The organism is Azospirillum largimobile, assembly GCF_977007025.2.
The window spans coordinates 299,862-323,227 of the sequence record NZ_CDRMUA020000005.1; the positions used below are offsets into that span (position 1 = coordinate 299,862).

The window sequence follows — 23,366 nt, forward strand, 5'->3', positions numbered from 1 at the left end:
GATCCGATCCGACCGCATACGGCCTTCCGCGCGCAGCCCCTGTGATGCGCCGCGGGGTCGGTGTATGATGCCCTGTCGGGCATGTCGGCGGCGGGGCCGCCGGGGGTCGCGACCGGGAGACACATGATGAAGACGGTGCGGAGGGCGCTCGCCCTGGGTGCTGTGATGCTGGCGACCGCGGCTGCCGCTGCGGTGGCCGTGGTTCCTGGACCGGCGCAGGCGCGCACGTCGGTGTCGGTCGGCATCGGCTTCGGGCCGTTCTTCCCGGGTTACGGCTATTACCAGCCCCACCGCTACTACGCGCCGCCCCCGCCGGTGGTGCAGTATTACGCGCCGCCGCCGGTGGTCTATGCCCCCCCGCCTCCGGTGGTGCAGTATTACACCCCGCCTCCGGCCGCCATCGGCGTCGATCCGGCCGGTCCGGCCTATTACTCGCGCAGTGGCCAGCAGTGCCGCGAATACCAGAGCCGCGCCATGGTCGGCGGCCGGTCGCAGCCGGTCTACGGCACCGCCTGCCTGCAGCCCGACGGCACTTGGCGCATCGTCAATTAGGGGCGCATCGTCGACCAAGGCTTCCGCCGGGGGTCACGCATCCTCCGGCACGATCTCCGGCAGGTCGTCGGCATTCTCGCGGTGAATGGTACAGACCTCGTCCCAGCGCGACAGGAAGGCGTCGAGCAGGGCGGGGTCGAAGTGGCGGCCGCGCTGCTCGATCATGAAGCTGCGCGCCTCCTCCAGCGTCCACGACCGTTTATAGGGCCGGGTGGAGGTGAGGGCGTCGAACACGTCGGCGATGGCGACGATGCGGCCGGACAGCGGGATGGCGGTGCCGGCCAGACCGTTGGGATAGCCGCTGCCGTCGAACTTCTCGTGATGGCTGAGCGCGATCTCCGCCGCCAGACGCAGCAGCGGGATGTCGCTGTTCGCCAGGATGCGATGGCCGATGGCGGCGTGCTGGCGCATCACCGTCATCTCCTCCGGCGTCAGCCGCCCCGGCTTCAGCAGGATCATGTCGGCGATGCCGATCTTCCCGATGTCGTGCATCGGCGCCGCCTTCTGCAATTCCTGGGCATAGGCGCCGCCGCAGCCCGCCGCTTCGGCGATGAGGCGCGAATAGAGCGCCATCCGCTCGATATGGGCGCCGGTTTCGGGGTCGCGGTATTCGGACGCGCGCGACAGGCGGTTGACCAGCTCCTCCCCCTGGCGCTGGAGGGCGGCGGTCACCCGCTCCACCTCGTCGGCCAGCAGGGCGGCGCGGTCGCGCAGCAGGGCGCGGCTCTGGCGCAGGGCCAGCAGGTTGCGCAGGCGGGCCTGCACCTCCGGCACCACGATCGGCTTGGTCAGGAAATCGCTGCAACCCTCGTCCAGCGCCCGCACCCGGACGTCCACCGCCGTGTTGGCGGTGATCATCACCACCGGAACATTGTCCAGCCGCGAATCCTCGCGGATGTGGCGCAGCAGATCCATGCCGTCCATGTCCGGCATCATCTGGTCCAGCAGGATCAGGTCCGGCTCGTTCCCGCGCAGCCACTCCATGGCGTCCAGCGGGCTTTCCATGGCGATCGGCTCGGCATCGTCCAGACGGCGGACGATGGCGCCCATGATGAACAGGTTGGTGCGGTCGTCGTCGACGATAAGGATGTTCATCCGGTGGCGTCCCCCTTGCGGGCGGCGATCAGCCGGCCGGCTTCCGCCAGCAGGGCCGACAGGTCGACCGGCTTTTCGAACGCCGCGTCGGCCCCCAGCAGGCGGGCCATTCCCGGCAGCTCCATGCGCAGCCGCAGGCTGCCGCCGGTGACCGCGATCAATGGCGGGCGCGATGGTTGTTCCTTCAGCCGCAGGATCACCTCGTATCCGTCGGCCTCGGGCATGATGATGTCGGTCACGACCAGATCGACGGTCTGGCCGGCCAGGATTGCCAGGGCGGCGTTGCCGTTCTCGGCCTCATGGACGGCGTAGCCGGCACGTGTGAAGGCGATGCGGGTCATGCCGCGGAAGTCGGGATCGTCATCGACCAGCAGGATGGTGCCGGGCTTTGGGTCGGCGGCGGTCGCGGGGGAGGAAGCGGGATGCGCCCGCAACTCGTAAAGGGTCATGTCCATGGTCGCCGCTTCCGTCGTCCGCCTTGATGCTGGCGGGCTGCGCTGGATAGGATCGCTGAGCCTTCACCATAACCGGATGCGACCCTCCGCGGCGGTTGAGTCTGGGATAGCAGGATCAGGAAATGGGATAGTGGGGATATTATCCCGCGCGCGGCAAGGAGTGGCTTCACTGAAGCATGTTCCAATGTGACCGACGTGAAATATACCGAAGCCACGAAAACTTAAGATTTCGACCGGCATAAGGGGGAATGCTGATATAAAGAGTCGGGCGGGAGCCGAGGGTGGCGGAGGCTGTTTGATGAAGATCTTGGTGGCAGACGACCATCCCCTGTTCCGGGATGCGCTTGAGCTGTCGGTCCGGCAGGCCTGGCCGGATGCCGAGGTTGGCTGCATCGGTTCGCTGCTGGAACTGCCGGCGGTGCGGCAGCTTTCCGACGGCGCGCCTGCCGTGGCTCTCCGCTACGACCTGATCGTGCTGGACTGGCGCATGCCGGGTGCCGAGGGAAGCAACCCGGTCAGCGTGCTGCGCCAAGCCGGGATTCAGGGGCCGGTCGCCGTGGTGACGGGGGCGGAGGATCCGCTGACCGCGCTGGAGGTGCTGCGCTGCGGTGCCGAAGCCTATCTGCCGAAGACCACGCCGCGCCGCGTCCTGGCGCAGGCCCTGCGGCTGGTGGCGGAAGGCGGCAGCTTCGTGCCGAAATGCGTGGCGCTCGACCTGATGCACATGACCGACCTGTCGCTCGACATCGACGAGGCGGAGGAGGCCGACGATCCCGTGCCGGAGGGAGCGCTGTCGTCCCCCCTGACCGACCGGGAACAGCAGGTGCTGTCCATGCTCGCCACCGGTGCGACCAACAAGGAGATCGGCCGCCATCTGAGCCTGCAGGAGGTGACGGTCAAGCTGCACACCCGCCGCATCCTGCGCAAGCTGGGTGCGCGCAACCGTACCGACGCCGTCCGCCGGGCCCAGCAGGCGGGGCTGCTGTCGCGCAGCCTGGACGAGGCGTCGCCCTGACCGGCGGGGCCGTCGCTGGAGGCGCCTTTGGGGCGGTGGCGGCCAGGGTGACGCATAGGGCTGGTCCCAGCAGCGCGACCCCGACCCTTCTGGTATAGTCCTTCTCCATCCGGTCGCCTTTCCTGCCCCGTCCGCTGTCAGGTCCGCCGCAAGGCGGGGGCGTAATCGCAAATGGCCGCACTCCCGAGTCGCCGATGAGCCCATCCGACCATTCCCTGCCACGGCCGGCCGTCCCGCCGGCCCCTGCTCCTGCCGGCCGGGATGCCTCCGGCAATGCCGTCGCGGCGCCGGCATTGGCCGCTCTGGCGGGTTCGGCGGTGCTGCTCCTGCCCGTGCTCGACCCGCTGGGCGGTGCTGCCCCCTGGGCGCTTCCCTTGATTGCCGCCGGCACCGGCGCGGCAGCCGGGCTGGCGCTTTTCCGTGCCTGGGCCGCGCACCGCCGGCCCGCGGGACCGGAGCCGCAACGCCAAGCACCTACCACGCCGCACGCCGCGTCCCCGTCGGCCGAGCAAGGGGGCGGAGGTGCGAGAAGCGCCGCGGACGCCGCCCGGATCGCCGCGTTGGAAGAGGCGCTGCACGAGGTGCGGCGCCGGATGTCGGCCCAGCTGCGCGCCCAGCAGATGGCGGCGATGGACGCCCGTGCCGAACTGGCCTGCACCATCGTTCACGACATCAACAACGCGCTGGGTGCCGTGGCCGGTTATGCCGATTTCCTCGCCGCCGACCTGCCGGCCGACTCGTCCGAGGCCGACTATGCCGAGAGAATTCTGAACGCGGTCCAACGCGCACGTCCGGGATTCCGCCGTCTGGTGATGGCGGCGAGGATGGAGCCGGCCGCCGTCGTCCAGCAGCGGGCGGCCAGCGTGCTGGACGAGGCCGCGGCCCTTCTGCGCACCGCGTCGGCGACGCCGGCCAGCTTGGCGGTCCGGCACGACCCCGCCACGCCCGACCCCCTCTGCGATGCCGGGCTGCTGGCGCGGACGCTGGCCGGACTGGCGGCGGAGATCGTGCTGGCGACCGGCTCAGGCTCCGATTTGCGGTTCTGCCTGCGGGCCGGCTCTTCCGGTGTCCCTGGCGCCGTGCCATGCGGAGGTTCCCACAGGGAGGCTGCCGGCGGAGACCAGGACTCCGGTGAGGGCGAGGACGCGGCGGGCGCCGGCTGGCATGTGCGCCAGCTCCTGCAGCCGCGGGAAGGCCCGCACACCCTGTTTGAGCTGCGCGTCAACGGTGCGCCGCTGGCCGACGACCTCCTGTTCGCCCTGGTCGACCCGCTGCTGGCCGTCCGCACGCGCTACCGGCGCGGCCAGCCGGCGCGGGAGGATGCCGACTGGCCGACGGCCCTTTCGACGGCGCGGCGCCACGATGGCGGTCTCAGCCTGCTGACCCATCCTGTCGAAGGCACGGCCATCCGCCTCTACATTCCCGCCGTTTCACCCCCCCGGCCGGTGCCCGCGCCGGCAGCCCCCGCTCTCCCATCGCAGCAGCGCAAGGCTCCGGTGCTCCAGGTTCTGGTGGTGGAGGCTGACCCGGCGTCGGGCGACCGGTTCCAGACCGGTCTGGAACGGCAGGGCTTCGAGGTGTCCGTCTGCGACGATCTGCGCGACGCGGTGGACGTGGTCGCCGAGGAGCCCGGCTTTTTCGATGCGGTGGTGATCGGGCCGGGCTTGAGCGCGCTGCCCGCGGGCTTGGCGCTGGCTGGACGCCTCAAGGAATTGCGCGGTGATCTGCCCTGCGTGCTCTACGGCGGGGACGCCCCGTGCGGACCTGCCGGGCCTGCCGACCTCGTGCTGCCGACGCCGGTGGACCTGCCGCGGCTTGCGCGTGGGGTGGCGGCGCTCGCCGCGGGGGGGCCGAACGGAGCCCGGACCGGCGGAGAGCGCAGCTGATGGGGGAGCGGCTTCAGCAGCATGGCTTCATCGCGGCCGTCTGGGCGGCGACCCTGGTGATCGCCGCCGGGCTATGGGCGGCATCCCTGATGCTGGTCCATTACGACGATGCGGAGGCCATGGAGCGGGCCGAGCGCGACGGCGGCAATCTTGCCCGCGTCGTGGCCGAGCAGGCGAACAGAACCATCGCCGAGGCCGACCAGATCCTTCTGTTCATGATCGACGATTTCCGCGAGCATGGCGATGTCTGGAGCCATGGCGTGTCGCGGATGCTGCGGCAGGCGGTGGATCGGTCGGGCATCCTGGTCCAGCTCGCGATCATCGACGAACATGGCGACCTCACCTACACCAGCGTGGAGGATGCCCCCGCCCGCGTCCATCTAGCCGACCGCGAGCATTTCCGCGTCCACGCCAACAATCCCAAGACCGGCCTGTTCATCGGAAAGCCGGTGTTCGGCCGGGCGTCCGGCAAATGGTCGATCCAGCTGACACGCCGCATCGACCGCACGGACGGCAGCTTTGCCGGCGTGCTGGTCGCGTCGATGGATCCCTTCTATTTCAGCCGCTCGCTGGAGGAGCTGGACGTCGGTCCGAACGGTGCCGTGGCGATCATCGGCACGGACGGCATCCTGCGCGCCCGTTCCCTGATGAACGACCGCATCATCGGCCGCGATGTGAGCGATTCGGCGACGCTGGCCATGGCGCGCCGCCAGCCCACCGGCTTCCTGCGCACCGCCAGCGTGATCGACGGCATTCTGCGCCTGCAATCCTACCGCACCCTGTCGGCTTATCCGCTGATCGTCACCGCCGCCTTCGACGAGGCGTCCTTCATGGCCGATACCCGGCGGCGGCAGCGGATCTACCTGCTGGGGGCGACCGTCTGCAGCTTCGGCCTGTTCGGGCTTGCGCTGCTGGCGACGCGGCAGACGGCGCGGCTCACCGCGCTCGCCCGGCGCCTCGCCCAGAACGAAGAGCGGTTCCGCGACCAGGCGGAGACGGCTTCCGACTGGTTCTGGGAGATGGATGCGGATCTGCGCTTTTCCGGTCTGGCCGGTCCGCTGGTCCCGCACATCGCCAACGGTTCTCTGCCCATCGGGCTGCGGCGGGAGGATATCGCCCTGCGCGAGCCGGGGGATGGCGCCAAGTGGGAGGAGCATCGCCGCGTCATGGAGCGGCGGGAACCGTTCCGGAACTTCCGCTACCGGGTGATGACGGCGGCCGGGCCGCGTTACTTCAGCGTCAGCGGCCGGCCGATCTTCGACCGGCGCGGTGACTTCCGCGGCTATCGCGGCTCCGCCACCGACATCACCGAGCGGGAGACGGCCGCCAACCGGCTTGCCTCGAGCGAGGCGCGCTACCGCGCCATGTTCGAGGCGGTCGGCCAGCCGATCGTCACCATCGACGAACACGGCACCGTCGACGCCTTCAACCGGGCGGCGGAGCGGCTGTTCGGCTATCGGGCGGCGGAGGTGGTGGGGGGGCCGATGACCCGGCTGATGCCGGCCGCGGTCGGGGCGGTCCACGACGGGCTGCTGGCCACCTATCGCGACGGCGGCGGCGACACCCCGCGGTCGGAGGTGCAGGAGCTGACCGGGCGGCGCAAGGACGGCAGCGAGTTCCCGTTGGAGGCGTCGCTGGCCGGCTGGCGGGAAGGAGACCGCCGCTATGTCACCGGCGCGCTCCGCGACGTCACCGCCCAGCGCGAGATCGAGGCCAGCCTGCGCCGCGCCAAGGAGGCCGCCGATCAGGCCAACCGCGCCAAGGGCGAGTTCCTCGCCACCATGAGCCACGAGATCCGCACGCCGATGAACGGCGTCCTCGGCGCGCTCGCCCTGGTGGACGGCCCCAACCTGGACGAGGAGCAGCGCCAGTTGCTGGACGTCGCCAACCGGTCGGGCAAGGCGCTGCTGCAGATCATCGACGACATCCTCGACCTGTCCAAGCTCGAGGCCGGCAAGGCGGAGGTGGAGCCGGCGGATTTCGAACTGCGCGTCGTGATGCGCGACTGCATCGACCTGCTGGAACCGACGGCCGGCGGACGCGGCCTGATCCTGACGCGGGAGGTGGCTCCGGCGGTGCCGGACCGCGTGCGCGCCGACCTGCGGCGCATCCGGCAGGTGCTGGTCAATCTGGTCGGCAACGCGCTGAAATTCACCCAGCGCGGCGGCGTCGCCGTGCGGGTCGGGCTGGAGGGGGAGGCCGTGCCGGGCCGTCCCTTCTTCCTGCGGTTCGAGGTGGCCGACACCGGCATCGGCATTCCGGAGGACGTGCAGCCGACCCTTTTCCGCCGCTTTACCCAAGGCGACAGCTCCACCACCCGGCGCTTCGGCGGAACCGGGCTGGGGCTGGCGATCAGCCGCGAACTGGTGACGCTGATGGGCGGGCGGATCGGCGTCGCCAGTGCCGAGGGCAAGGGCAGCACCTTCTGGTTCACCGTGCGCTGCGAACCCGCCGCCGACCCGTGCGACGGCGTCCCGACCGCGCCTTGCGCCCCGGAACCGGCGCTGCCGGGCGGGCGGGGGACGGAAGAAGCCGGCGGCCTGCGCGTGCTGGTGGCCGAGGACAACGAGATCAACCGCGACATCGTCGTCACCATGCTGCGCCGCGCCGGCCACCGGGTGACGGCGGTGGAGGACGGGCTGCAGGCCGTGCGGCTGGTGGAGGAGGATCGGTTCGATCTGGTCCTGATGGACGTGCAGATGCCGGTGATGGACGGCGTCACCGCCACCCGCCACATCCGTGCCATGCCGGGTCCGGCATCCCGCCTGCCCATCGTGGCGCTGACCGGCAACGTCATGCCGGGCCACCGCGCCGAGTATCTCGCCGCAGGCATGACCGCCTACCTGACCAAGCCCATCGTATCGGCCGACCTGTTCGAGATACTGGGCAGCGTGTCGGCATCCCGGACGGAGGAGCCATCCGGCACGGGCGCCGCCCGTCCCCGGCAGTCCTCTTCGGACGCAAGGGCGAGGGAGACCGTCTCCGCGCCGGCGGGCCCATCGCCGGCTCCGGCTTCGGCGGATGCCGAACTGTGGCGGTCCGCACCGCTTCTCGACGCCGGGCAGGCGGAGTCCCTGCGTGCGGTGATCGGCGAAGAGACTTGGGCGAGGACGGTGAGCGCCTTCCGGCAGACGGTGGACGACAGCATCGCGGCGATCCGGGAAGCCAACCGGCTGGCCGGGCAGGGCGGTGCGGAAGATGCGCCCGGCAATTCCCCGGCCCATCTCCCTCGCATCGCCCACACGCTGAAGGGGACGGCGGCCAACATCGGCGCCGTGCGCTTGAGCCGTCTGGCCTCGCTGATGGAACAACGGCTGCAGTCGTCCGGCACCTGCCCGCCCGACGACCCGCTGTACGAGGCGCTTGGGGAGGTCGCCGCCGCCACCAAGGAGGTGCTGACGTCGCGCCTGCAGCCTGTGGCAAGCCCTGAAAGTCGAAGCGAATTGGTTTGAAGCAATAGAAATTCAGTAGTTAGAATTTTTGTTGCTCAAAAGCGAAAATCAAAGAACTCAAGAGTATTTCCTGCAGTTCAGCCCGAGTCTCGCCCGATCTAGACTGTTTGCCGTGACGAAGGTGGCGAAACGGTTTAGAGTGCTTATGCGTCGAATGGCGTAAATCATTTGTACTCTTAACGTGCGAAGTGCCTGATCATGGTCGCTGCCGGCAACATTCTCCACGTCGTTTCAATCCGGGCGAAGGTTGTGGCTGTCGCGGTGTTCGTGTTCGCCGCGGTCGGCTTGTCCTCGGTCCTCACCATGCGCGACATGGGACGGCAGACCGAGCATCTGTCCGCTGTCCAGCGTGAAACCGGCGACGTGGTCGGCCGGATCATACCCCTCGTGTCGCTGGTGGCGGAGATTCGGCACGACGTGGTGCAGACCCAGCAATGGCTGACCGACCTGTCGGCCACGCGCGGTCTGGACGGTCTGGACGACGGCGGGGCGAAGGCGGCCGATTTCGCCCGCCGCTTCGGGGAGCACACCGCCAGAGCCGCCGATCTGGCGCGCGAGCTGAAGCTTCCGCAGGTGGTCGCCGAGATCGAGAGGACCCGCACCGCCTTCGGTCCGTTCTATGAGACGGGCCAGCGCATGGCGAAGGCCTATGTCGCCGGCGGGCCGGCGGCCGGCAATCCGATGATGGGACAGTTCGACAGCGTCGCCGAGGCGATGGGCGCCAGCCTGGAGGCGCTGGGCGCCAGCGTGGTCGCCGTCAGTTCCGACCGGTTGACGGAGCTGACCGCCGGCATCGAGGAGGTGCGGGCGACGGCGGACGGGCTGCGCTTGACGCTGATCGGCGCCGGTCTGGCCATCCTGCTGATGGCGTCCGCCTGCGTGGTGTTCCTGGAGGTGGCGATGATCCGGCCGATGGAGCGGCTGCGGCGCGCCATGGTGACGCTTGCCGGCGGCACGCTGGATGTGGAGATCGGATTGACGGAACGCCGGGACGAGATCGGCCACATGGCCGACACCGTCCGGGTCTTCCAGCAGAGCGCGCAGGAGAACGCCCGGCTGCGTGCCGAGCAGGAGGAGACCCGCCGCCGTGGCGAGGAGGATCGGCGCCATGCGCTGGAGGCGATGGCAGAAAAGGTGGAGCAGGAGACCCGCGTCGCCGTCGACCATGTGGCGGAGCGTACCACCCGCATGAGCACCAACGCCGGCGCGATGGCGGAATCGGCGGTGCAGGTCAGCGACAATGCCCAGACCGTCGCGGCCGCTGCCCAGCAGGCGTTGAGCAACGCCGAAGCCGTCGCCGCCGCGACGGAGGAACTGTCGGCCGCCATCGCCGACATCGGGATGCAGGTGTCCACCGCCACCGAGATCACCGGCCGGGCGGTGGATCGTGCCGGCCTCGCCCGCTCCACCATCGAACGGCTGTCGGTCTCGGTGGAACGCATCGGCGCCGTCGCCCGGCTGATCGGCGACATCGCCAGCCAGACCAACCTTCTGGCGCTCAACGCCACCATCGAGGCTGCGCGGGCCGGCGATGCCGGGCGCGGCTTCGCCGTCGTCGCCAACGAGGTGAAGAACCTCGCCAGCCAGACCGCGCGCTCCACCGAGGAGATCGGCTCGCTGATCGCGGAGGTGGAGGCGGTGACGGCGTCGGCCGTCGGCGCGGTCGGCGAGGTGTCGGAGACCATCGACGAGGTGGCCGGCATCTCCTCCTCCATCGCCGCGGCGGTGGAGGAACAGGCGGCGGCGACCCACGAGATCGCCCGCTCCGTCGGCCAGACCAGCGAGGCCGCGAAGGAGGTGTCGCTGCGCATCGGGCGGGTCTCCGCCGAGGCGAGCTCCACCCAGGACCGGGCCGGCGAGGTGCGGACCGTCGCCGTCGACGTGGCCGGCGGCATCGATGCCCTGCGCAACGTGCTGATCCGGGTCGTCCGCACCGCCACCACCGACGTCGACCGCCGCCAGCTTCCGCGCTTCGCCGTGTCGATCGACTGCACGGTCGAGGGCGCCGGCGCGCCACCGATCCGCGCCACCGTCGCCAACCTGTCGTCGGGCGGCGCCATGCTGACCGGCGCTCCCGACCGGCCGGCCGGCGCGCCGCTGGTCCTGCGCATCGACGGCGTCGCCCGGCCGCTCGCCGCCCGCATCAAATCAAGCGAGCAGGGCCGCCTGCATGTGAAGTTCGACCTGTCGGACGCCGACCAGGTCGCCTTCGAGCGCGAGGTCGAACGGCTGACCCGCGGGCTGACTCCGTTGGAAGTGGTGGCGTGACGGTACGCTACAGTGTCGTGCGTTCAATGTGAAACGCGCGACACCGTAGCTTTATGTTTGGCGATCGGATTCACGCTCCAAATCGATTCCGATTTTACGCGATCCGATCTAAAGCCCGATGAACGGCTGCATCAGCCGTCCCATCAGCCCGGTGAAGCGCAGCGGCGCGTCGGTCGCGATCAGGCAGATGCAGTCGCGGTGGCTGTCGGCTATGGGCTGGTGGTCGGTATCGCCGTCCGCCTCGGCCAGATCGCCGGGACCGTAGCGGCCGAGCTCGTCGGCGAAATGGCCGCTCAGCACAACGGTCAGTTCCAGCCCGCCATGGCCGTGGTGGGGCAGGGCGGTTCCCGGGGCGATGCGCAGAAGCTGGGCGGCACCGCCCGCCGCGCTGCGCGGCATCAGTTCCACCCGCCGGACGCCGGGTGCCAGACGCTGCCATGTCAGCCCGTCCAGGTCGGTCGCCCGGGGCACATAGGGCCGCAGCGGCGCGGGAAGAGCCGGGCCGCATCGTGGCACCGGACCGGCCGGCCGGCGGCTGCCCCACAGCGGGCCGGCCCGTCCGGCCTTGCAGGGGTTGGCGGGGGCCTCCTCCAGATCCAGGCGGGCCAGCGTGGCGGACAGCGACAGGGTTTCCAGCGGAGCGGGCGGCAGTTCCTCCAGCAGGGCGCCGCCCAGCGCCTCCACCTCCGCCATGGCGGCGCGGCAGTCGGGGCAGTGGGCGAGATGGACGGCGACCGCCAGCGACAGCCCCTCTGCGAGGCTGCCGGCGCCATAGGCCACCAGCAGGGCGTCGCTGGGGTGGTGGTTCGGCAGGAGGGCCTGGGCGGCGGTGGCTTGTCGCGCTGTCATCGGTCGTCGTCTCCCAGCGCCTTGCGGATCTTGACCATGGCCAGACGCAGGCGCGATTTCACTGTGCCCAGCGGCACGTCCAGCCGTTCGGCGATGGCCGGGTGGGCGAGGTCGGCGAAGAAGGACAGCTGCACCACCTCCGCCTGTTCCGGCGTCAGCGCGGCCAGCGCGCCGCGCAGGCGGCTGGCGCGGCGGTCGCCGTCCAGCAGTTCGTCGGCGCGTGGGCGGTCGTCCTCATGCTCCAGCAACTCGTCGTCCGACACCTCCGGGTGGCGTTCGCGGCGAAGCGCGTCGATGCGCAGGTTGCGCGCGATGGTGAAGACCCAGGTCGCCGCCTCCGCCTTCGCCGGGTCGTAGAGCGACGCCTTCCGCCACACCGACAGCATGGTGTCCTGCGCCAGATCCTCCGCCCGCTGTGCCGGCATGCCCAGCTTCAGCATGTAGGCCTTCACCCGCGGGGCGAAGTGGCCGAACAGCCGGGCGAAGGCCGCCCGGTCGCCGGAGGCCACCGCGACCAGATCGTCCGACAGCCGTGCCGCCAGCGCATCGTCTGGAGACCGGGCTGGCGATGGCTGGGCAGCGAACGGCCGGGCTGACCCGGTCCTGGTCTGGTCCGGGCCGGTGGCATGCGACAGCAGTGAGGCCAGCGGTGCGATCATGGCCAGGATACGCCAGCGCTGCCGCTTCGGATCACCGCCGGTGAGACATTTATCGGTGCGCGTTTCGTCCACTCGACCGGAGCGCCGGAAAGCGCCAGCGTGGCATGATCCAACCGCGGCCGACCGCCGTATCTGCATCATTCGCGCCGGACCTACCCATTTCGGATAGGGTCCGGACCCGATCACGACAAAGACCCCGAGAAGGGCCGTCCGCCATGCCGCTTTCCGAACCCGCCCTTCCGCCATCCGCCCCGCTCGACATCGCCGTGATCGGCGCCGGCATTGCCGGGCTGTCGGCGGCCTGGCTGCTGTCGAAGGCGCACCGCGTTACCCTGTACGAGAAGGAGGACCGGCCAGGCGGCCATGCCAATACGGTGGAGGCCGACGGAGCCGGTCCGGTCGATACGGGATTCATCGTCTACAACGAGCCCTGCTATCCCAATCTGGTGGCGCTGTTCGACCGGCTGGGCGTGCGAACCCGTGCCACGGACATGAGCTTCGCGGCCTCGCTCGACGGCGGGCGGGTGGAATATGCCGGCAGCTCGCTGGGGACGCTGTTCGCGCAGAAACGCAACCTGCTGCGCCCGCGCTTCTGGCGGATGCTGGCCGACCTTCTGCGCTTCTACCGCGAGGCGCCGGGGCTGCTGACCGAGTTGTCGGAGGGGCCGGCGGCGGAGACGCTGACGCTGGGCGATGTCCTGGACCGCGGCGGCTATTCCGATGCCTTCGTCCGCGACCACCTGCTGCCGATGGCCGCCGCCATCTGGTCGAGCCCGGCCGAGGCGATGCGCGACCATCCGGCCGCCGCCTTCATCCGTTTCTGCGACAACCATGGCCTGCTGAAGATCAAGGGCCGTCCGGTCTGGCGCACGGTGGAGGGCGGGAGCCGCAGCTATGTCGAACGCATGCTGGCGGACATGCCCGGCGCGCTGCGCCTGAACTGTGCGGTGGAGGGGATCACCCGCGAGGAGGGGCGCGTCCTGGTGCGCGACCGCCGCGGCGGCGTGCGTGCCCATGACCATGTCGTGATCGCCACCCACGCCGACCAGGCGCTCGCCCTTCTCGACGATGCGGGCGAGGGGGAGCGCCGGCTGCTGGGCGCCTTCGGCTACGAGCGCAACCTCGCCATCCTCCACACCGACGCCGCCCTGATGCCGAAACGCCGCGCCGTGTGGTCGAGCTGGAACTATCTCAGCCGGCAGAGCGATGGCGATGGCGACGACGCAGTCTGCGTCACCTACTGGATGAACCGGCTGCAGGGCTTCCTGCCGCGGGAGCGCGACCTGTTCGTCACGTTGAACCCGTCCCATCAGCCGCGCGAGGGCAGCATCCTGCGCAGCGTCCTCTACGACCACCCCATCTTCGGGATGGAGGCACTTGCGGCGCAGAAGCGTCTGTGGACCCTTCAGGGGCAGCGGCGCACCTGGTTCGCCGGCTCGTATTTCGGTGCCGGATTTCACGAGGACGGCGTGCAGGCGGGGCTGGCGGCGGCCGAGGCGTTGGGCGGCCTGCGCCGGCCCTGGAGCGTGCCGAACGAGTCCGGCCGCATCCACCTCGGCCCGTCGCCCGCGCCTGCCGCGTCCGTCGCCCGGTTGGAGGCGGTGTGATGGGGCGGCAGCGTTTCGCCTCCGGCCTCTATGTCGGCACGGTGATGCACCACCGGGTAAAGCCGGTGCGCCACCGCCTGTCCTACCGCGTGTTCAGCCTGCTGGCCGATCTGGACGAGCTTCCCCGGCTGGACCGCGCGCTGCGGCTGTTCGCCCACAACCGCTTCGGCCTGACCGGTTTCCACGACCGCGACTTCGGGCCGCTGGAAAACAACCCTTTGCAGCCGGAAGCCCTTCTCCCCTTGCGGGGCAGGATCGGCCAAACGCCAACAGCGTTTTGCCGACCCGCGGGTTGGGATGAGGGGGGCGGCCGGCCGCAGGCCGGTGCAAGTCCAGGTTTGCAACCCCTCACCCCAACCCCTCTCCCGCAAGGGGAGAGGGGCTTGAAGCAATGGGCGGAAAATCAGCTGGCCGCGGCCGGGATCGAGGCGGGGGGGCCGGTGCGGCTGCTGTGCTTCCCGCGGGTGCTGGGCTTCGTCTTCAACCCGCTCTGCGTCTGGTTCTGCCACCGGCCCGACGGGACGCTCGCCGCCATCATCCATGAGGTCAGCAACACCTTCGGCCAGCGCCACGCCTATCTGATCCCGGCGGAACCCGGACCGGACGGGCTGGTGCGCCAGAGCTGCGACAAGCGGTTCTACGTGTCGCCCTTCATGGACATGGAGACCGCCTATCACTTCCGCATCCGCCCGCCCGTGGGGGAGGAGGGGGAGCCGCTGTCCGTCTCGATCCGCCAGACCGATGCAGCCGGGCCGGTCCTGCATGCGTCGCTCGCCCTGCGGCGGGTGGAGTTGACCGACGGCGCCATCCTGCGCGCCTGGGCCCGGCACCCGCTGATGACCGCCAAGGTGGTCGCCGGCATCCATTGGGAGGCGCTGCATCTCTGGCGCAAGGGGCTGGCGATCCACCCGCGCCCGCCCGCGCCTGCGCATCCGGTGACCGTCGTCGCCGGCACCACCACTTCCGACCGTTCCCGAGAAGGCCTTCCCGTATGACCGACATCGCTGCGCCCGCGCTTCGCCGTCACCCCCGATGGCTGCGGCTGGTGACCGGACACGACCTGTGGACCGGCGTGCTGCAGAGGATGGCCGCCCGCATTCGCGTCGGCGAGCTGAGCTTGCGCCTGCCGGATGGGCGGACGATGCGGTTCGGTGACGGGACAACCGGCCCCAGCGCCGATCTGGCATTGCTCGACGGGGCGGCGGCGCGGCGGCTGGCGCTGGGCGGCGGGATCGGCATGGCGGAGGCCTATGGCGACGGGCTATGGCACAGCGGCGACCTGCCGGCGCTGATCGAACTGGCGATCCGCAACGAGGAGGCGCTGAAAGGCGTGCTGAAAGGCACCCTGGCGGCGTCCGCGATCAACCGGCTGTTCCACCGCAGCCGCGCCAATTCCCGCCACGGCAGCCGCCGCAACATCGCCTTCCATTACGACCTCGGCAACGAGTTCTACCGGCTGTGGCTCGACCCCGGCATGACCTATTCCTCCGCCCTTTACCAGGACGAGGGGCAGACCCTGGAGGACGCGCAGGAGGCCAAGATCCGCCGCGTCGCCGAGCTTCTGCAACTGCGGCCCGGCGACCGGGTGCTGGAGATCGGCTGCGGCTGGGGCGGCATGGCGGAGCATCTGGCCGGCCGCTGCGGCGCCTCGGTCGTCGGGCTCACCCTGTCGGCGGAACAGCTGTCCTTCGCCCGCCACCGCATGGCGGAGGCCGGGCTGGCCGGCACGGTGGACCTCCGTCTGATGGATTATCGCGATGCCGGCGGCAGCTTCGACCGCATCGTCTCCATCGAGATGATCGAGGCGGTGGGGGAGGAGCATTGGCCGCGCTATTTCGCCAGCCTGCGCGACCGGCTGGTTCCCGGCGGGGCGGCGGTGGTGCAGGCGATCACCATCGACGATGCCCGTTTCCAGCGCTACCGCCGCAACTGCGACTTCATCCAGCGCCACATCTTCCCCGGCGGGCTGCTGCCCTGCCCATTGGCCCTGCGGGCCGAGGCGGAGCGGGCCGGGCTGGTGGTGGAGCATGTCGAGACCTTCGGCGCCTCCTATGCCCGCACCTGCGCCGAGTGGCGCCGCCGCTTCCATGAGGCCGCGCCGCGGGTCGCCGCCATGGGCTTCGATCCGCGGTTCCGCCGGCTGTGGGACTATTACCTCGCCTACTGCGAGGCGGGATTCCGCGCCGGCACCATCGATGTCGGGCTCTGGCGCTTCCGCCGGCCCGGACCGGCGCCCTGAACGGAGGCCTCCCGCGATGAAGGTCGAGGATTTCGCCGGGACGGGTCCGGAATTCCGGATCGAGCGGTATTTCGCCGGCCGCACCCATGCCTGGGGCCTGTTCGAGGACCGGTTCGGCACCTTGCGCCGCAGCTTCACCGTCGTCATCGACGGGCATTGGGACGGGCGGGAGCTGACGCTGGACGAACGGTTCGACTATGCCGACGGCGAGACCGACCGCCGGGTCTGGCGCATCGCCAGGACCGGGGAGGGCCGGTACGAGGGGCAGGCCGACGATGTGATCGGCAAGGCGGTCGGCCGGTCGGCCGGCAACGCCCTGAACTGGACCTACGAGATGGCGCTGAAGGTCGGCGGCGGACGCTGGCGCGTGCGGTTCGACGACTGGATGTGGCTGCAGCCGGGCGACGCGCTGATCAACCGGGCCAACGTCTATCGCTGGGGATTGTGGATCGGCACCGTCAGCCTGTTCTTCCTGCCGGAAGGGCGGATGATCCGGCCGGGTGCCGTCAACGCGGCGGTGCCGCCCCCAGCCGCCGCCGAATGAGGCGGAGCGGCGCGCCCAGCACCGGCAGGCGCAGGTAGACATGTTCGCCGGAATCCCAATGGTCGATATGCTCGGTCACCCGGCCGTCGGGAGCCTGCCGGACCTCGCTGGTGCCGACGACATCCATCCGGCCGATGCCGGTCACCGTCGCTTCGAACCGCCAGCGCAGGATCGCCAGATCATCGGCGGGCAGCCGGTGCGTGACGGTGAAGCGCAGATCCCGGCAGCCGTTCAGCGTGTGGAGCAGGGCCGCGCGCACCGCGTCGCGCCCGCGGGCGTCGTTGAAGGGATCGCGGAAGCGCACCTCCGGCACCGTCAGCGCGCTCAGCCGGTCGAGCGTGCCGTGGCTCAGCGTCTCGAAGAAATCGGCCCAGGCGTCGAGCCCGCGTGCCCTCGATTCGTTCACTGCCATCATGCCCCCGTAACCTTGCGGACCAGCGGGAAGTAGGCCCGATAGGGAAGCAGGCGCGCCAGCTTCAGCTTGCGGGTGAAGCGCGTGGGGAAGGCGATTTCGAAGCCGCCGCCCTCCAGCCCGTCGGCCAGTTCCCGCGCCGCATCCTCAACCGGCATCAGGTCCGGCATGGGAAAGCCGTTGCGGGCGGTCAGCGGCGTGTCGACGAAGCCGGGGCAGACCAGTTGAAGCCGGATGCCGGCGCGGTCGCAGTCGGGCTTCAGCGATTCGCACAGGTTGATCAGCGCCGCCTTGGTCGGGCCATAGGCCGCGGCGGTCGGCAGGCCGCGGTATCCGGCGACGGAGGCGACCACCGCCACATGCCCGCGGCCACGGGCGCGCATCCGCGGCAGCAGCGCCTCCAGCCCATGGACGACGCCCATATAGTTGACCTTCATCAGCCGGCGGGCGGTATCGGCCGAGAAGTCCTCCAGCGACATCGGGGTGTGGGTGCCGGCGTTCAGCACCGCCCGGTCGATCGGACCCAGCCAGCGTTCGATGGCTGCAACGGCGGCGGCGGTCGCCTTGCGGTCGGTGACGTCCAGCGGGAAGATCCGCATGCGCTCCGCCGACAATTGGGCGGTTGCGGCCAGATCCTCGGTGTTGCGGGCGGACAGCGCCACCCGCTCGCCCGCATTGGCGAGATGGATCGCCAGCGCCCGGCCGATGCCGCTGCTGGCGCCGGTGATCCAGGTGAGTGGCTGTGTTGGCGGTGCCCCGCCATTCGGATCGGCCTTTTGGCCGTTTTCCTCGCCGTGCATGGTGCGCTCCGCAGCTTTTCCCGCTGCCCCCTACGCAGCCATGGTCTTGGCGGATCACCCGATCTCGGCCCTACCAGATGCGGCGGGCCAGCTGGTCGCCGCGCTGTGACAGGTCGCGCATCAGCGCCCGCGCCTCGTCCTCGCCGGTCCATTGGGCGACCGATTCGATGCCCTCGGGGCCGTCGGCGGCACCATCGCGGCCGCCGTCGCGGTCCTGCGGCATGCCGAAGACCTGTCCGGCCCGCGCCTCCACGACGGCGAAACGGCCGTCGCAGGCGACCAGCCGGAAGCTGCCCTTTTCCTCCACAACCGAAACGCGGTTCATCGGCTTCCTCCTCGGGACTGTGGCCACTGCCGGTTCAACCGCGGGCGGCGCCTGATTGTTGCGCGGCGGAGGATCATTTCGGTCGGCCTCGCCTGCCGGGAAGAATGCGAGATTCCCCGCGACAGGGTGGCTGTTTGGTGGTATTGAGACTTAGTCGCAGTATCGAGTCTTCACCGTTTTCCTGGTCTTGCACAGTTCGCAAGGCAAACGGCGCGGCAGTCGAGCTGTTTGATATTCCCGCAAAAAATGACCCGATCGCGTGCCGCGGAGGTCGATTTTCCGTGCGAGTGCGACTCATTCGCACTATAACCGCGGTGGGGGCTTTGCTCTGGAGTGTCATCGGGTTTTTGCATCGCGCGTGCCGGACACGCGTCGAGGGGAGTTGGACCGCCATGCCGACATCGTTTCGCCACCGTCCTGTTCTGGCTGCCGTCCTTACCGGCGCCGGGACGTTGATGGCCGGCGCCGCCGCCCGCGCGCAGCAGGCTGCCGCACCCGCCACCGTCGCGCCCGCCGCGCCGACGGTGCAGGGTGCGGTGCAGGGCACGGTGCCGGATGTGGCGCAGGGCATGGCTCCCGCCGCCCAGGGTGCCGCGGACGCGGCCGCCGCGTTGGCCACTCTTCCGCACGACCTGTCGCCCTGGGGCATGTTCATCGCCGCCAGCCCGGTCGTTCAGGCGGTGATGGTGGGTCTGGCGCTCGCCTCCGTCGTCACCTGGACCATCGCCATCGCCAAGGCGGTCGAGTTGTCCTCGGCCAAGCGCAAGGCGCGCGCCGCCCTGGAGATGCTGGAGGAAGCGCGGTCGCTGTCCCAGGCGGCGGAGCGGGTCGGCTTCAGCCAGGGCACGGCGGCGGCGCTGGTCCGCGCGGTGATCGCCGAGACCCACCTGTCTGCCGATGCGCCGTCGCGCGACGGCCTGATGGACCGAGCCGCCTCGCGGCTGGAGCGGATCGAGGCGGCGGCCGGCCGGCGCATGGCGCGCGGCACCGGCATCCTCGCCACCATCGGTTCGACCGGTCCCTTCATCGGCCTGTTCGGCACGGTGTGGGGCATCATGACCAGCTTCATCGGCATCTCGAAGGCGCAGACCACCAACCTCGCCGTGGTGGCGCCCGGCATCGCCGAGGCGCTGCTGGCGACCGCCATCGGCCTCGTCGCCGCCATTCCGGCGGTGGTGGTCTACAACGCCTGCACCCGCGCCATCGGCGGCCACAAGGCCCAGCTGACCGACGCGTCGGCGGCGGTGCTGCGCCTGCTGAGCCGCGACATCGACCGCCATGCGCTGCCCCGTGCACAGGGTCATGCCGCGCAGGCCCACGGCAATTCCCGCGCGGCGGAGTAACGGCGATGGGTGCGCGCCTCGGCTCCGGCAGCAACGACGACGAACTGACCGAAACTCATGAGATCAACGTCACGCCCTTCATCGACGTCGTTCTCGTCCTTCTGATCATCTTCATGGTGGCCGCGCCGCTCGCGACGGTGGACGTGCCGGTGGACCTGCCGGCCTCCACCGCCACGCCGACGCCGCGTCCGGACAAGCCGCTGTTCCTGACCATCCAGGCCGACAAGACCCTGTCGCTCGGCGAGACTCCGACAACCAAGGAGTCGCTGGGTGCCGCGCTCGACGCCGCCACCCATGGCGACAAGAGCCAGCGCGTCTTCCTGCGCGCCGACAAGACGGTGGATTACGGCGCGCTGACCGAGGTGATGAACAGCCTGCGCGGCGCCGGTTACCTGAAGATCGGCCTCGTCGGCCTGGAAACGGCCCCCGCCCCATGAGTGCGGCGTCCGATTACGGTGCGGCGGACTGGTCCGCTGATGGCGGCGAGCGTCCGGCCCGCGGCTTCGCCCGCTGGGGCGGCAGCCTGCTGCTGGCGCTGGGCGTCCATGCCGCGGCCGGCGTCGCGATGGTGGCGTGGCATGTGCCGATCACGCCGTCGGAAGCGGAACCGCCGGCCGTGCTGCTGGAACTGGCTCCGCTGCCGGTCGCGCCGCCGGAACCTGCCCCGGCCATCGACATCCCCCTGCCGGAGCCGATGCCCGAGCCGGTCATCGAACCGCTTCCCGAACCGCCGCCGCCGGAACCCGAACCGGTTGTCGAGGAGCCGCCCCCGCCGCCGGAACCGCCGCCCGTGGTGGAGCCGGAGGTGGTGCTGCCCAAGCCGCCGCCCGAACCGCCGAAGCCCAAGCCCGAGGTGAAGAAGGAAGCGCCGAAGCCCAAACCGGAGAAGCCGAAGCCGCCGCCCCGCCCGGTGGCCCAGCCGGTCCAGCAGGCGCAGCCCGCGCCCGCCGCCGCCCCGCCGGCTCCGGCCGCGGCACCTGTCCCCGCGGCCCCGGCGCCGTCGGCCGCCCCCAGCCGGGCGGTGCCGACCTGGCAGGGCCGCGTGCTCGGCCATCTGGAACGGCACAAGCGCTACCCGCGCTCCGCCCAGGCCCGCCGGCAGGAAGGGGTCGCCCAGGTCCGCTTCACCATCGACCGCGAGGGGCGCGTGCTGTCGGTCCAGCTCGACCGCAGTTCCGGCCACGGCGTGCTGGACGAAGAGACGGTGGAGATGGTCCGCCGCGCCTCGCCGCTGCCGGCCCCGCCGGAGGAGATGGCTCAGGACCGCATCGAGCTGGTCGTTCCGGTCCAGTTCTTCATCCGATAGGCCGCTTTCCACGGTCAGAGTGACTGGTCTTTGAGGTGCGCGTGCCCGCGTAGCTCGCAAACTGCCGGGGCTGCTCCCTTGTCGACGCTCCCTTGTCGACGGGCCGGTCCCGGCATCTTTTCCCCGCCCGCCATCTCCCTCAAGGTCGTCGCCATGGCCAACGCCAGCAAGCCGCGCAGCCAGCGCCTGTGGTACCTCACGCTTCAGAACATTCACCTGTGGGTCGGCCTGATCCTCTGCCTTCCGCTGGTCCTTCTCGGCATCACCGGTTCCATCCTGGTGGTAGAGGACGAGCTTCGCGCGCTGACCGGCGACACGCCCGCCCAGGCGATGGCCGACGGGCCGATGCAGCCGGTGTCGGCGATCCTGGCCGCTGCCCGCGCCGCCGCTCCGGCCGGCACCCAGCCCGGATCCCTGATCCTGCCCGAGGAGCCGGGCCGTCCGGCGGTCGTCCGTCTGGTCGCGGCGCGCGGTGGAGAACGGGGAGGTGAACGGGGCGGGCAGCAGGGCGCACCGCAAGGTGGTGCCCCAGGAGGCGCTCCCCAGGGCGGCGCTCCCCAGGGTGGGCCGCCGCAGGGGCCGATGGGAATGCTCGGCATCGATCCGGTGTCGCTTGCCGTGGTCGGGGATGCCAATCCGGCCCAGGCGTCCGGCGGCTTCCTGCGCACGGTTCACATCCTGCACGGCAACCTGCTGATCCGCGACCGCAGCGGGCGCGAGATCGTCGGCTGGCTAGGCGTCGCGATGCTGGTGCTGGGCGTCAGCGGTCTGGTGCTGTGGTGGCCGCGGCCCGGCCGCTGGAAGGCCGCCTTCACCGTGAAGGCCGGCGCCCGCGGTGTCCGCCTGCACCGCGACCTTCACGGCGCGGTCGGCATCTGGTCGCTGGTGATCTTCATCGTCGTCACCTTCTCCGGCGTCTATCTCGCCTTTCCGCAAACCTTGGGAGCGGGGGTGTCGTCGGTCCTGCCAGCCCGCGACCTGCGCGCCGCCGTGACGGTCCAGCCGGTGAAGGGCGCCACCCCCATCGACGTCGACCGCGCGGTCGCCCTGGCGCGGGAGGCCCTGCCGGGCGCCGAACTGCGGTCCGTCTCGCCGCCGGCACGGCCGGACCAAGCCTATCGGATCGGGCTTGCCCCGGCCGGTCAGGCGCACGGCGCGCCGGCCGCGACGGTCTTCATCGATCCCTGGGCCGCCCGTGTCGCCGAAGTGCGCGATCCCGCAACCTACAGCGCAGGCGAGACGGTGATCGCATGGCAGCGCCCGCTGCATGCCGGCGAAGGGCTGGGGCCGCTGTGGAAATGGGCAGTCTTCCTGTCCGGCGTCCTGCCGCCGCTGTTCGCCGTCACCGGCACGCTGATGTGGTGGCTGAAGCGCAAGGCCCGCCGGGCCAAGAACGCGGAGCGCGCAGCGGAGCTCGCCACGGCGGGGTGACGGTTATCGAGGGGGGCGTCGGCGACGATACCCCCGTCCGTCACCGACGGAGCGGCACCGCCCGCTTCACCAGCCGGCGGTCCATGTCCGCGGCGGTCACCGTGGGTTCGCCCTGGCTGCGCATGACGAAGGCGAAGGTGTCCATCACCCGGTCCAACACGATCTCCTGGTCGTCGGGGCGGCGGCTGACCGACACCACGGCATAGCCGGCGGCGCGCGCCACCGCCGGGTCGCCGCGCAGGCCGCGCACGCCCCAGCCGGCCAGCGCGTCCTTGCAGCGGAACAGTTCGGCGGCGAAACCACCCGCCGACTGGGTGCGGCCCACCACATAGGCGGCGGCGACCGCCAGCGGCGCCAGCAGCCCATCCCAGTCCAGGCAATCCTCCCGGCTGACCCAGACGCCGCCGACCGAGCAGGCGGCAGCACCGATCGCCTCGCCCAACCCGGCGCGGAAGGCGCGCAGCGATGCAACCGCGTCCGCCGCCGGCATCGGCTCCACCCGTCGTCCGTCCGGCATCAGCATCAGCCGGCCCGCCCATTCCGACGAGGGCGGAAGCTGTTCGGTCAGGCGCGCGAGCAGCGCCTCGCGGGCGGCGGCGAAGGGAACGACCTCGGACATCGGGGCCTGCGGCAATGGTGGGAAGGGGAGCGCGAGAAAAAGCCTGAGAAGGCCCGAACTGTCAAGAGCAAGCCTGGACGAGGGCAACCCATGGCTGCGCCGGGTGTGCGTTGTCACAGGCAAATGGCGCGAAACCGGCCTTCTCCGGAAAAAATGCGGAGCTTTGCATTTTTCCGCTTGCCAGGATCCGCCAGCGCTTTTATAAGGCGGCCTCTGTTCCCGGTTAGCTCAGTTGGTAGAGCAGCGGACTGTTAATCCGCTTGTCGCTGGTTCGAGTCCAGCACCGGGAGCCATCGCGCGGGTGTAGCTCAGTTGGTTAGAGCGCCGGCCTGTCACGCCGGAGGCCGCGGGTTCAAGTCCCGTCACTCGCGCCATTCTCTCCTATATCTCTCCAAATCGATGTAGCGGATGATGGCGACTGCCCCACCGGGCGGCTTCGCGCTATCATGCGTTCTTCGCCGTGTTCACGATGCGGCCGAAAGCGCCGGTTCCCTGTTGTACGGAGTCCG

21 protein-coding genes and 2 tRNA genes are annotated in these 23,366 nt (G+C 70.5%); 15 read left to right on the plus strand and 8 right to left on the minus strand.

Annotated elements, in window-relative coordinates:
* The first annotated feature begins 123 nt into the window (after positions 1-123).
* Entirely contained in the window at positions 124-552 is a 429-nt protein-coding gene (locus ACWPKK_RS26110; RefSeq protein ID WP_324868976.1) for a hypothetical protein, read from the plus strand.
* Between the two features lie 33 nt (positions 553-585).
* Here the strand turns inward: ACWPKK_RS26110 and ACWPKK_RS26115 are convergent, their stop codons facing one another.
* Together ACWPKK_RS26115 and ACWPKK_RS26120 are read right to left on the minus strand one after the other, a co-directional pair.
* Positions 586-1,647 carry an HD domain-containing phosphohydrolase gene (locus ACWPKK_RS26115; RefSeq protein ID WP_452010237.1) on the minus strand — a complete coding sequence of 354 codons (1,062 nt, stop codon included), beginning with the start codon at positions 1,645-1,647 and terminating at the stop codon, positions 586-588.
* Positions 1,644-2,102, minus strand: coding sequence for a response regulator (locus ACWPKK_RS26120; protein ID WP_452010239.1), 459 nt, complete (start codon positions 2,100-2,102; stop codon positions 1,644-1,646). Before ACWPKK_RS26120 ends, ACWPKK_RS26115 begins: the two co-directional genes overlap by 4 nt.
* Before the next feature lie 298 nt (positions 2,103-2,400).
* On the opposite strand from ACWPKK_RS26120, the gene ACWPKK_RS26125 reads away from it, so the two are divergent.
* The 4 genes from ACWPKK_RS26125 to ACWPKK_RS26140 all read left to right on the plus strand — a co-directional run bounded on the left by ACWPKK_RS26125 (position 2,401) and on the right by ACWPKK_RS26140 (position 10,723).
* Positions 2,401-3,117 (plus strand): LuxR C-terminal-related transcriptional regulator, encoded by a 717-nt coding sequence (locus ACWPKK_RS26125; RefSeq protein ID WP_452010241.1) that lies wholly within the window; start codon positions 2,401-2,403, stop codon positions 3,115-3,117.
* 194 nt (positions 3,118-3,311) lie between these two features.
* Positions 3,312-5,003 carry a hypothetical protein gene (locus tag ACWPKK_RS26130; RefSeq protein ID WP_452010244.1) on the plus strand — a complete coding sequence of 564 codons (1,692 nt, stop codon included), beginning with the start codon at positions 3,312-3,314 and terminating at the stop codon, positions 5,001-5,003.
* Positions 5,003-8,455: a PAS domain S-box protein gene (locus tag ACWPKK_RS26135; RefSeq protein WP_452010246.1), complete on the plus strand. Its 3,453-nt coding sequence runs from the start codon at positions 5,003-5,005 to the stop codon at positions 8,453-8,455. Before ACWPKK_RS26130 ends, ACWPKK_RS26135 begins: the two co-directional genes overlap by 1 nt.
* 198 nt (positions 8,456-8,653) lie before the next feature.
* Positions 8,654-10,723: a methyl-accepting chemotaxis protein gene (locus ACWPKK_RS26140; protein WP_452010249.1), complete on the plus strand. Its 2,070-nt coding sequence runs from the start codon at positions 8,654-8,656 to the stop codon at positions 10,721-10,723.
* Between the two features lie 108 nt (positions 10,724-10,831).
* On the opposite strand, the gene ACWPKK_RS26145 is transcribed toward ACWPKK_RS26140, so the two are convergent.
* Together ACWPKK_RS26145 and ACWPKK_RS26150 are read right to left on the minus strand one after the other, a co-directional pair.
* The gene (locus ACWPKK_RS26145; protein WP_452010251.1) at positions 10,832-11,572 is read right to left on the minus strand and encodes a ChrR family anti-sigma-E factor; all 741 of its coding nucleotides are present in this window, start codon (positions 11,570-11,572) and stop codon (positions 10,832-10,834) included.
* Positions 11,569-12,231, minus strand: a complete 663-nt coding sequence (locus ACWPKK_RS26150; protein ID WP_452010254.1) for a sigma-70 family RNA polymerase sigma factor — start codon at positions 12,229-12,231, stop codon at positions 11,569-11,571. Before ACWPKK_RS26150 ends, ACWPKK_RS26145 begins: the two co-directional genes overlap by 4 nt.
* Positions 12,232-12,446: 215 nt before the next feature.
* On the opposite strand from ACWPKK_RS26150, the gene ACWPKK_RS26155 reads away from it, so the two are divergent.
* From ACWPKK_RS26155 to ACWPKK_RS26170, 4 genes are read left to right on the plus strand one after another with little or no spacing between them, the layout of a single operon-like run.
* Positions 12,447-13,838, plus strand: a complete 1,392-nt coding sequence (locus tag ACWPKK_RS26155) for an NAD(P)/FAD-dependent oxidoreductase (RefSeq protein WP_452010256.1) — start codon at positions 12,447-12,449, stop codon at positions 13,836-13,838.
* Positions 13,838-14,833, plus strand: coding sequence for a DUF1365 domain-containing protein (locus ACWPKK_RS26160; RefSeq protein WP_452010259.1), 996 nt, complete (start codon positions 13,838-13,840; stop codon positions 14,831-14,833). The genes ACWPKK_RS26155 and ACWPKK_RS26160 overlap by 1 nt, the downstream gene beginning before the upstream one ends.
* Positions 14,830-16,077, plus strand: coding sequence for a class I SAM-dependent methyltransferase (locus ACWPKK_RS26165; RefSeq protein WP_452010262.1), 1,248 nt, complete (start codon positions 14,830-14,832; stop codon positions 16,075-16,077). The genes ACWPKK_RS26160 and ACWPKK_RS26165 overlap by 4 nt, the downstream gene beginning before the upstream one ends.
* A 16-nt stretch (positions 16,078-16,093) precedes the next feature.
* Complete coding sequence (locus ACWPKK_RS26170) at positions 16,094-16,621, plus strand: DUF3833 domain-containing protein (RefSeq protein ID WP_452010264.1); 528 nt, start codon at positions 16,094-16,096, stop codon at positions 16,619-16,621.
* Here the strand turns inward: ACWPKK_RS26170 and ACWPKK_RS26175 are convergent.
* The 3 genes from ACWPKK_RS26175 to ACWPKK_RS26185 form a co-directional block, all read right to left on the minus strand.
* Positions 16,584-17,036 (minus strand): nuclear transport factor 2 family protein, encoded by a 453-nt coding sequence (locus tag ACWPKK_RS26175; protein ID WP_452010266.1) that lies wholly within the window; start codon positions 17,034-17,036, stop codon positions 16,584-16,586. The genes ACWPKK_RS26170 and ACWPKK_RS26175 overlap by 38 nt on opposite strands.
* The gene (locus tag ACWPKK_RS26180; RefSeq protein WP_452010269.1) at positions 17,033-17,833 is read right to left on the minus strand and encodes an SDR family NAD(P)-dependent oxidoreductase; all 801 of its coding nucleotides are present in this window, start codon (positions 17,831-17,833) and stop codon (positions 17,033-17,035) included. Before ACWPKK_RS26180 ends, ACWPKK_RS26175 begins: the two co-directional genes overlap by 4 nt.
* 70 nt (positions 17,834-17,903) lie before the next feature.
* A complete protein-coding gene (locus tag ACWPKK_RS26185) occupies positions 17,904-18,158 on the minus strand; it encodes a hypothetical protein (protein ID WP_324868961.1) in 255 nt (84 codons plus the stop codon).
* A gap of 392 nt (positions 18,159-18,550) precedes the next feature.
* Here ACWPKK_RS26185 and exbB point away from each other — a divergent pair, with 392 nt between their 5' ends.
* The 4 genes from exbB (at position 18,551) to ACWPKK_RS26205 (ending at position 22,238) form a co-directional block, all read left to right on the plus strand.
* Positions 18,551-19,501 (plus strand): tonB-system energizer ExbB, encoded by a 951-nt coding sequence (gene exbB / locus ACWPKK_RS26190; protein ID WP_452010272.1) that lies wholly within the window; start codon positions 18,551-18,553, stop codon positions 19,499-19,501.
* Between the two features lie 5 nt (positions 19,502-19,506).
* Positions 19,507-19,938 (plus strand): TonB system transport protein ExbD, encoded by a 432-nt coding sequence (gene exbD / locus ACWPKK_RS26195; protein ID WP_324868959.1) that lies wholly within the window; start codon positions 19,507-19,509, stop codon positions 19,936-19,938.
* A complete protein-coding gene (locus ACWPKK_RS26200; RefSeq protein ID WP_452010275.1) occupies positions 19,935-20,807 on the plus strand; it encodes an energy transducer TonB in 873 nt (290 codons plus the stop codon). Before exbD ends, ACWPKK_RS26200 begins: the two co-directional genes overlap by 4 nt.
* 153 nt (positions 20,808-20,960) lie before the next feature.
* Positions 20,961-22,238, plus strand: a complete 1,278-nt coding sequence (locus ACWPKK_RS26205) for a PepSY-associated TM helix domain-containing protein (RefSeq protein ID WP_452010277.1) — start codon at positions 20,961-20,963, stop codon at positions 22,236-22,238.
* A gap of 40 nt (positions 22,239-22,278) precedes the next feature.
* On the opposite strand, the gene ACWPKK_RS26210 is transcribed toward ACWPKK_RS26205, so the two are convergent.
* Positions 22,279-22,857: a hypothetical protein gene (locus tag ACWPKK_RS26210; RefSeq protein ID WP_452010280.1), complete on the minus strand. Its 579-nt coding sequence runs from the start codon at positions 22,855-22,857 to the stop codon at positions 22,279-22,281.
* A gap of 217 nt (positions 22,858-23,074) precedes the next feature.
* Between ACWPKK_RS26210 and ACWPKK_RS26215 the strand changes: the two genes are divergently transcribed.
* Both ACWPKK_RS26215 and ACWPKK_RS26220 read left to right on the plus strand, forming a co-directional pair.
* Positions 23,075-23,150: transfer RNA gene (locus tag ACWPKK_RS26215), tRNA-Asn, on the plus strand.
* A 4-nt stretch (positions 23,151-23,154) separates the two neighbouring features.
* A tRNA-Asp gene (locus ACWPKK_RS26220) sits at positions 23,155-23,231 on the plus strand.
* Positions 23,232-23,366 lie beyond the last annotated feature (135 nt).

Bases quoted from the DNA above. Each gene is read 5' to 3' on its own strand.
- ACWPKK_RS26110 (WP_324868976.1), top strand. From the start codon at position 124: ATGATGAAGACGGTGCGGAGGGCGCTCGCCCTGGGTGCTGTGATGCTG.
- ACWPKK_RS26115 (WP_452010237.1), bottom strand. From the start codon at position 1,647: ATGAACATCCTTATCGTCGACGACGACCGCACCAACCTGTTCATCATG.
- ACWPKK_RS26120 (WP_452010239.1), bottom strand. From the start codon at position 2,102: ATGGACATGACCCTTTACGAGTTGCGGGCGCATCCCGCTTCCTCCCCC.
- ACWPKK_RS26125 (WP_452010241.1), top strand. From the start codon at position 2,401: ATGAAGATCTTGGTGGCAGACGACCATCCCCTGTTCCGGGATGCGCTT.
- ACWPKK_RS26130 (WP_452010244.1), top strand. From the start codon at position 3,312: ATGAGCCCATCCGACCATTCCCTGCCACGGCCGGCCGTCCCGCCGGCC.
- ACWPKK_RS26135 (WP_452010246.1), top strand. From the start codon at position 5,003: ATGGGGGAGCGGCTTCAGCAGCATGGCTTCATCGCGGCCGTCTGGGCG.
- ACWPKK_RS26140 (WP_452010249.1), top strand. From the start codon at position 8,654: ATGGTCGCTGCCGGCAACATTCTCCACGTCGTTTCAATCCGGGCGAAG.
- ACWPKK_RS26145 (WP_452010251.1), bottom strand. From the start codon at position 11,572: ATGACAGCGCGACAAGCCACCGCCGCCCAGGCCCTCCTGCCGAACCAC.
- ACWPKK_RS26150 (WP_452010254.1), bottom strand. From the start codon at position 12,231: ATGATCGCACCGCTGGCCTCACTGCTGTCGCATGCCACCGGCCCGGAC.
- ACWPKK_RS26155 (WP_452010256.1), top strand. From the start codon at position 12,447: ATGCCGCTTTCCGAACCCGCCCTTCCGCCATCCGCCCCGCTCGACATC.
- ACWPKK_RS26160 (WP_452010259.1), top strand. From the start codon at position 13,838: ATGGGGCGGCAGCGTTTCGCCTCCGGCCTCTATGTCGGCACGGTGATG.
- ACWPKK_RS26165 (WP_452010262.1), top strand. From the start codon at position 14,830: ATGACCGACATCGCTGCGCCCGCGCTTCGCCGTCACCCCCGATGGCTG.
- ACWPKK_RS26170 (WP_452010264.1), top strand. From the start codon at position 16,094: ATGAAGGTCGAGGATTTCGCCGGGACGGGTCCGGAATTCCGGATCGAG.
- ACWPKK_RS26175 (WP_452010266.1), bottom strand. From the start codon at position 17,036: ATGATGGCAGTGAACGAATCGAGGGCACGCGGGCTCGACGCCTGGGCC.
- ACWPKK_RS26180 (WP_452010269.1), bottom strand. From the start codon at position 17,833: ATGCACGGCGAGGAAAACGGCCAAAAGGCCGATCCGAATGGCGGGGCA.
- ACWPKK_RS26185 (WP_324868961.1), bottom strand. From the start codon at position 18,158: ATGAACCGCGTTTCGGTTGTGGAGGAAAAGGGCAGCTTCCGGCTGGTC.
- exbB (WP_452010272.1), top strand. From the start codon at position 18,551: ATGCCGACATCGTTTCGCCACCGTCCTGTTCTGGCTGCCGTCCTTACC.
- exbD (WP_324868959.1), top strand. From the start codon at position 19,507: ATGGGTGCGCGCCTCGGCTCCGGCAGCAACGACGACGAACTGACCGAA.
- ACWPKK_RS26200 (WP_452010275.1), top strand. From the start codon at position 19,935: ATGAGTGCGGCGTCCGATTACGGTGCGGCGGACTGGTCCGCTGATGGC.
- ACWPKK_RS26205 (WP_452010277.1), top strand. From the start codon at position 20,961: ATGGCCAACGCCAGCAAGCCGCGCAGCCAGCGCCTGTGGTACCTCACG.
- ACWPKK_RS26210 (WP_452010280.1), bottom strand. From the start codon at position 22,857: ATGTCCGAGGTCGTTCCCTTCGCCGCCGCCCGCGAGGCGCTGCTCGCG.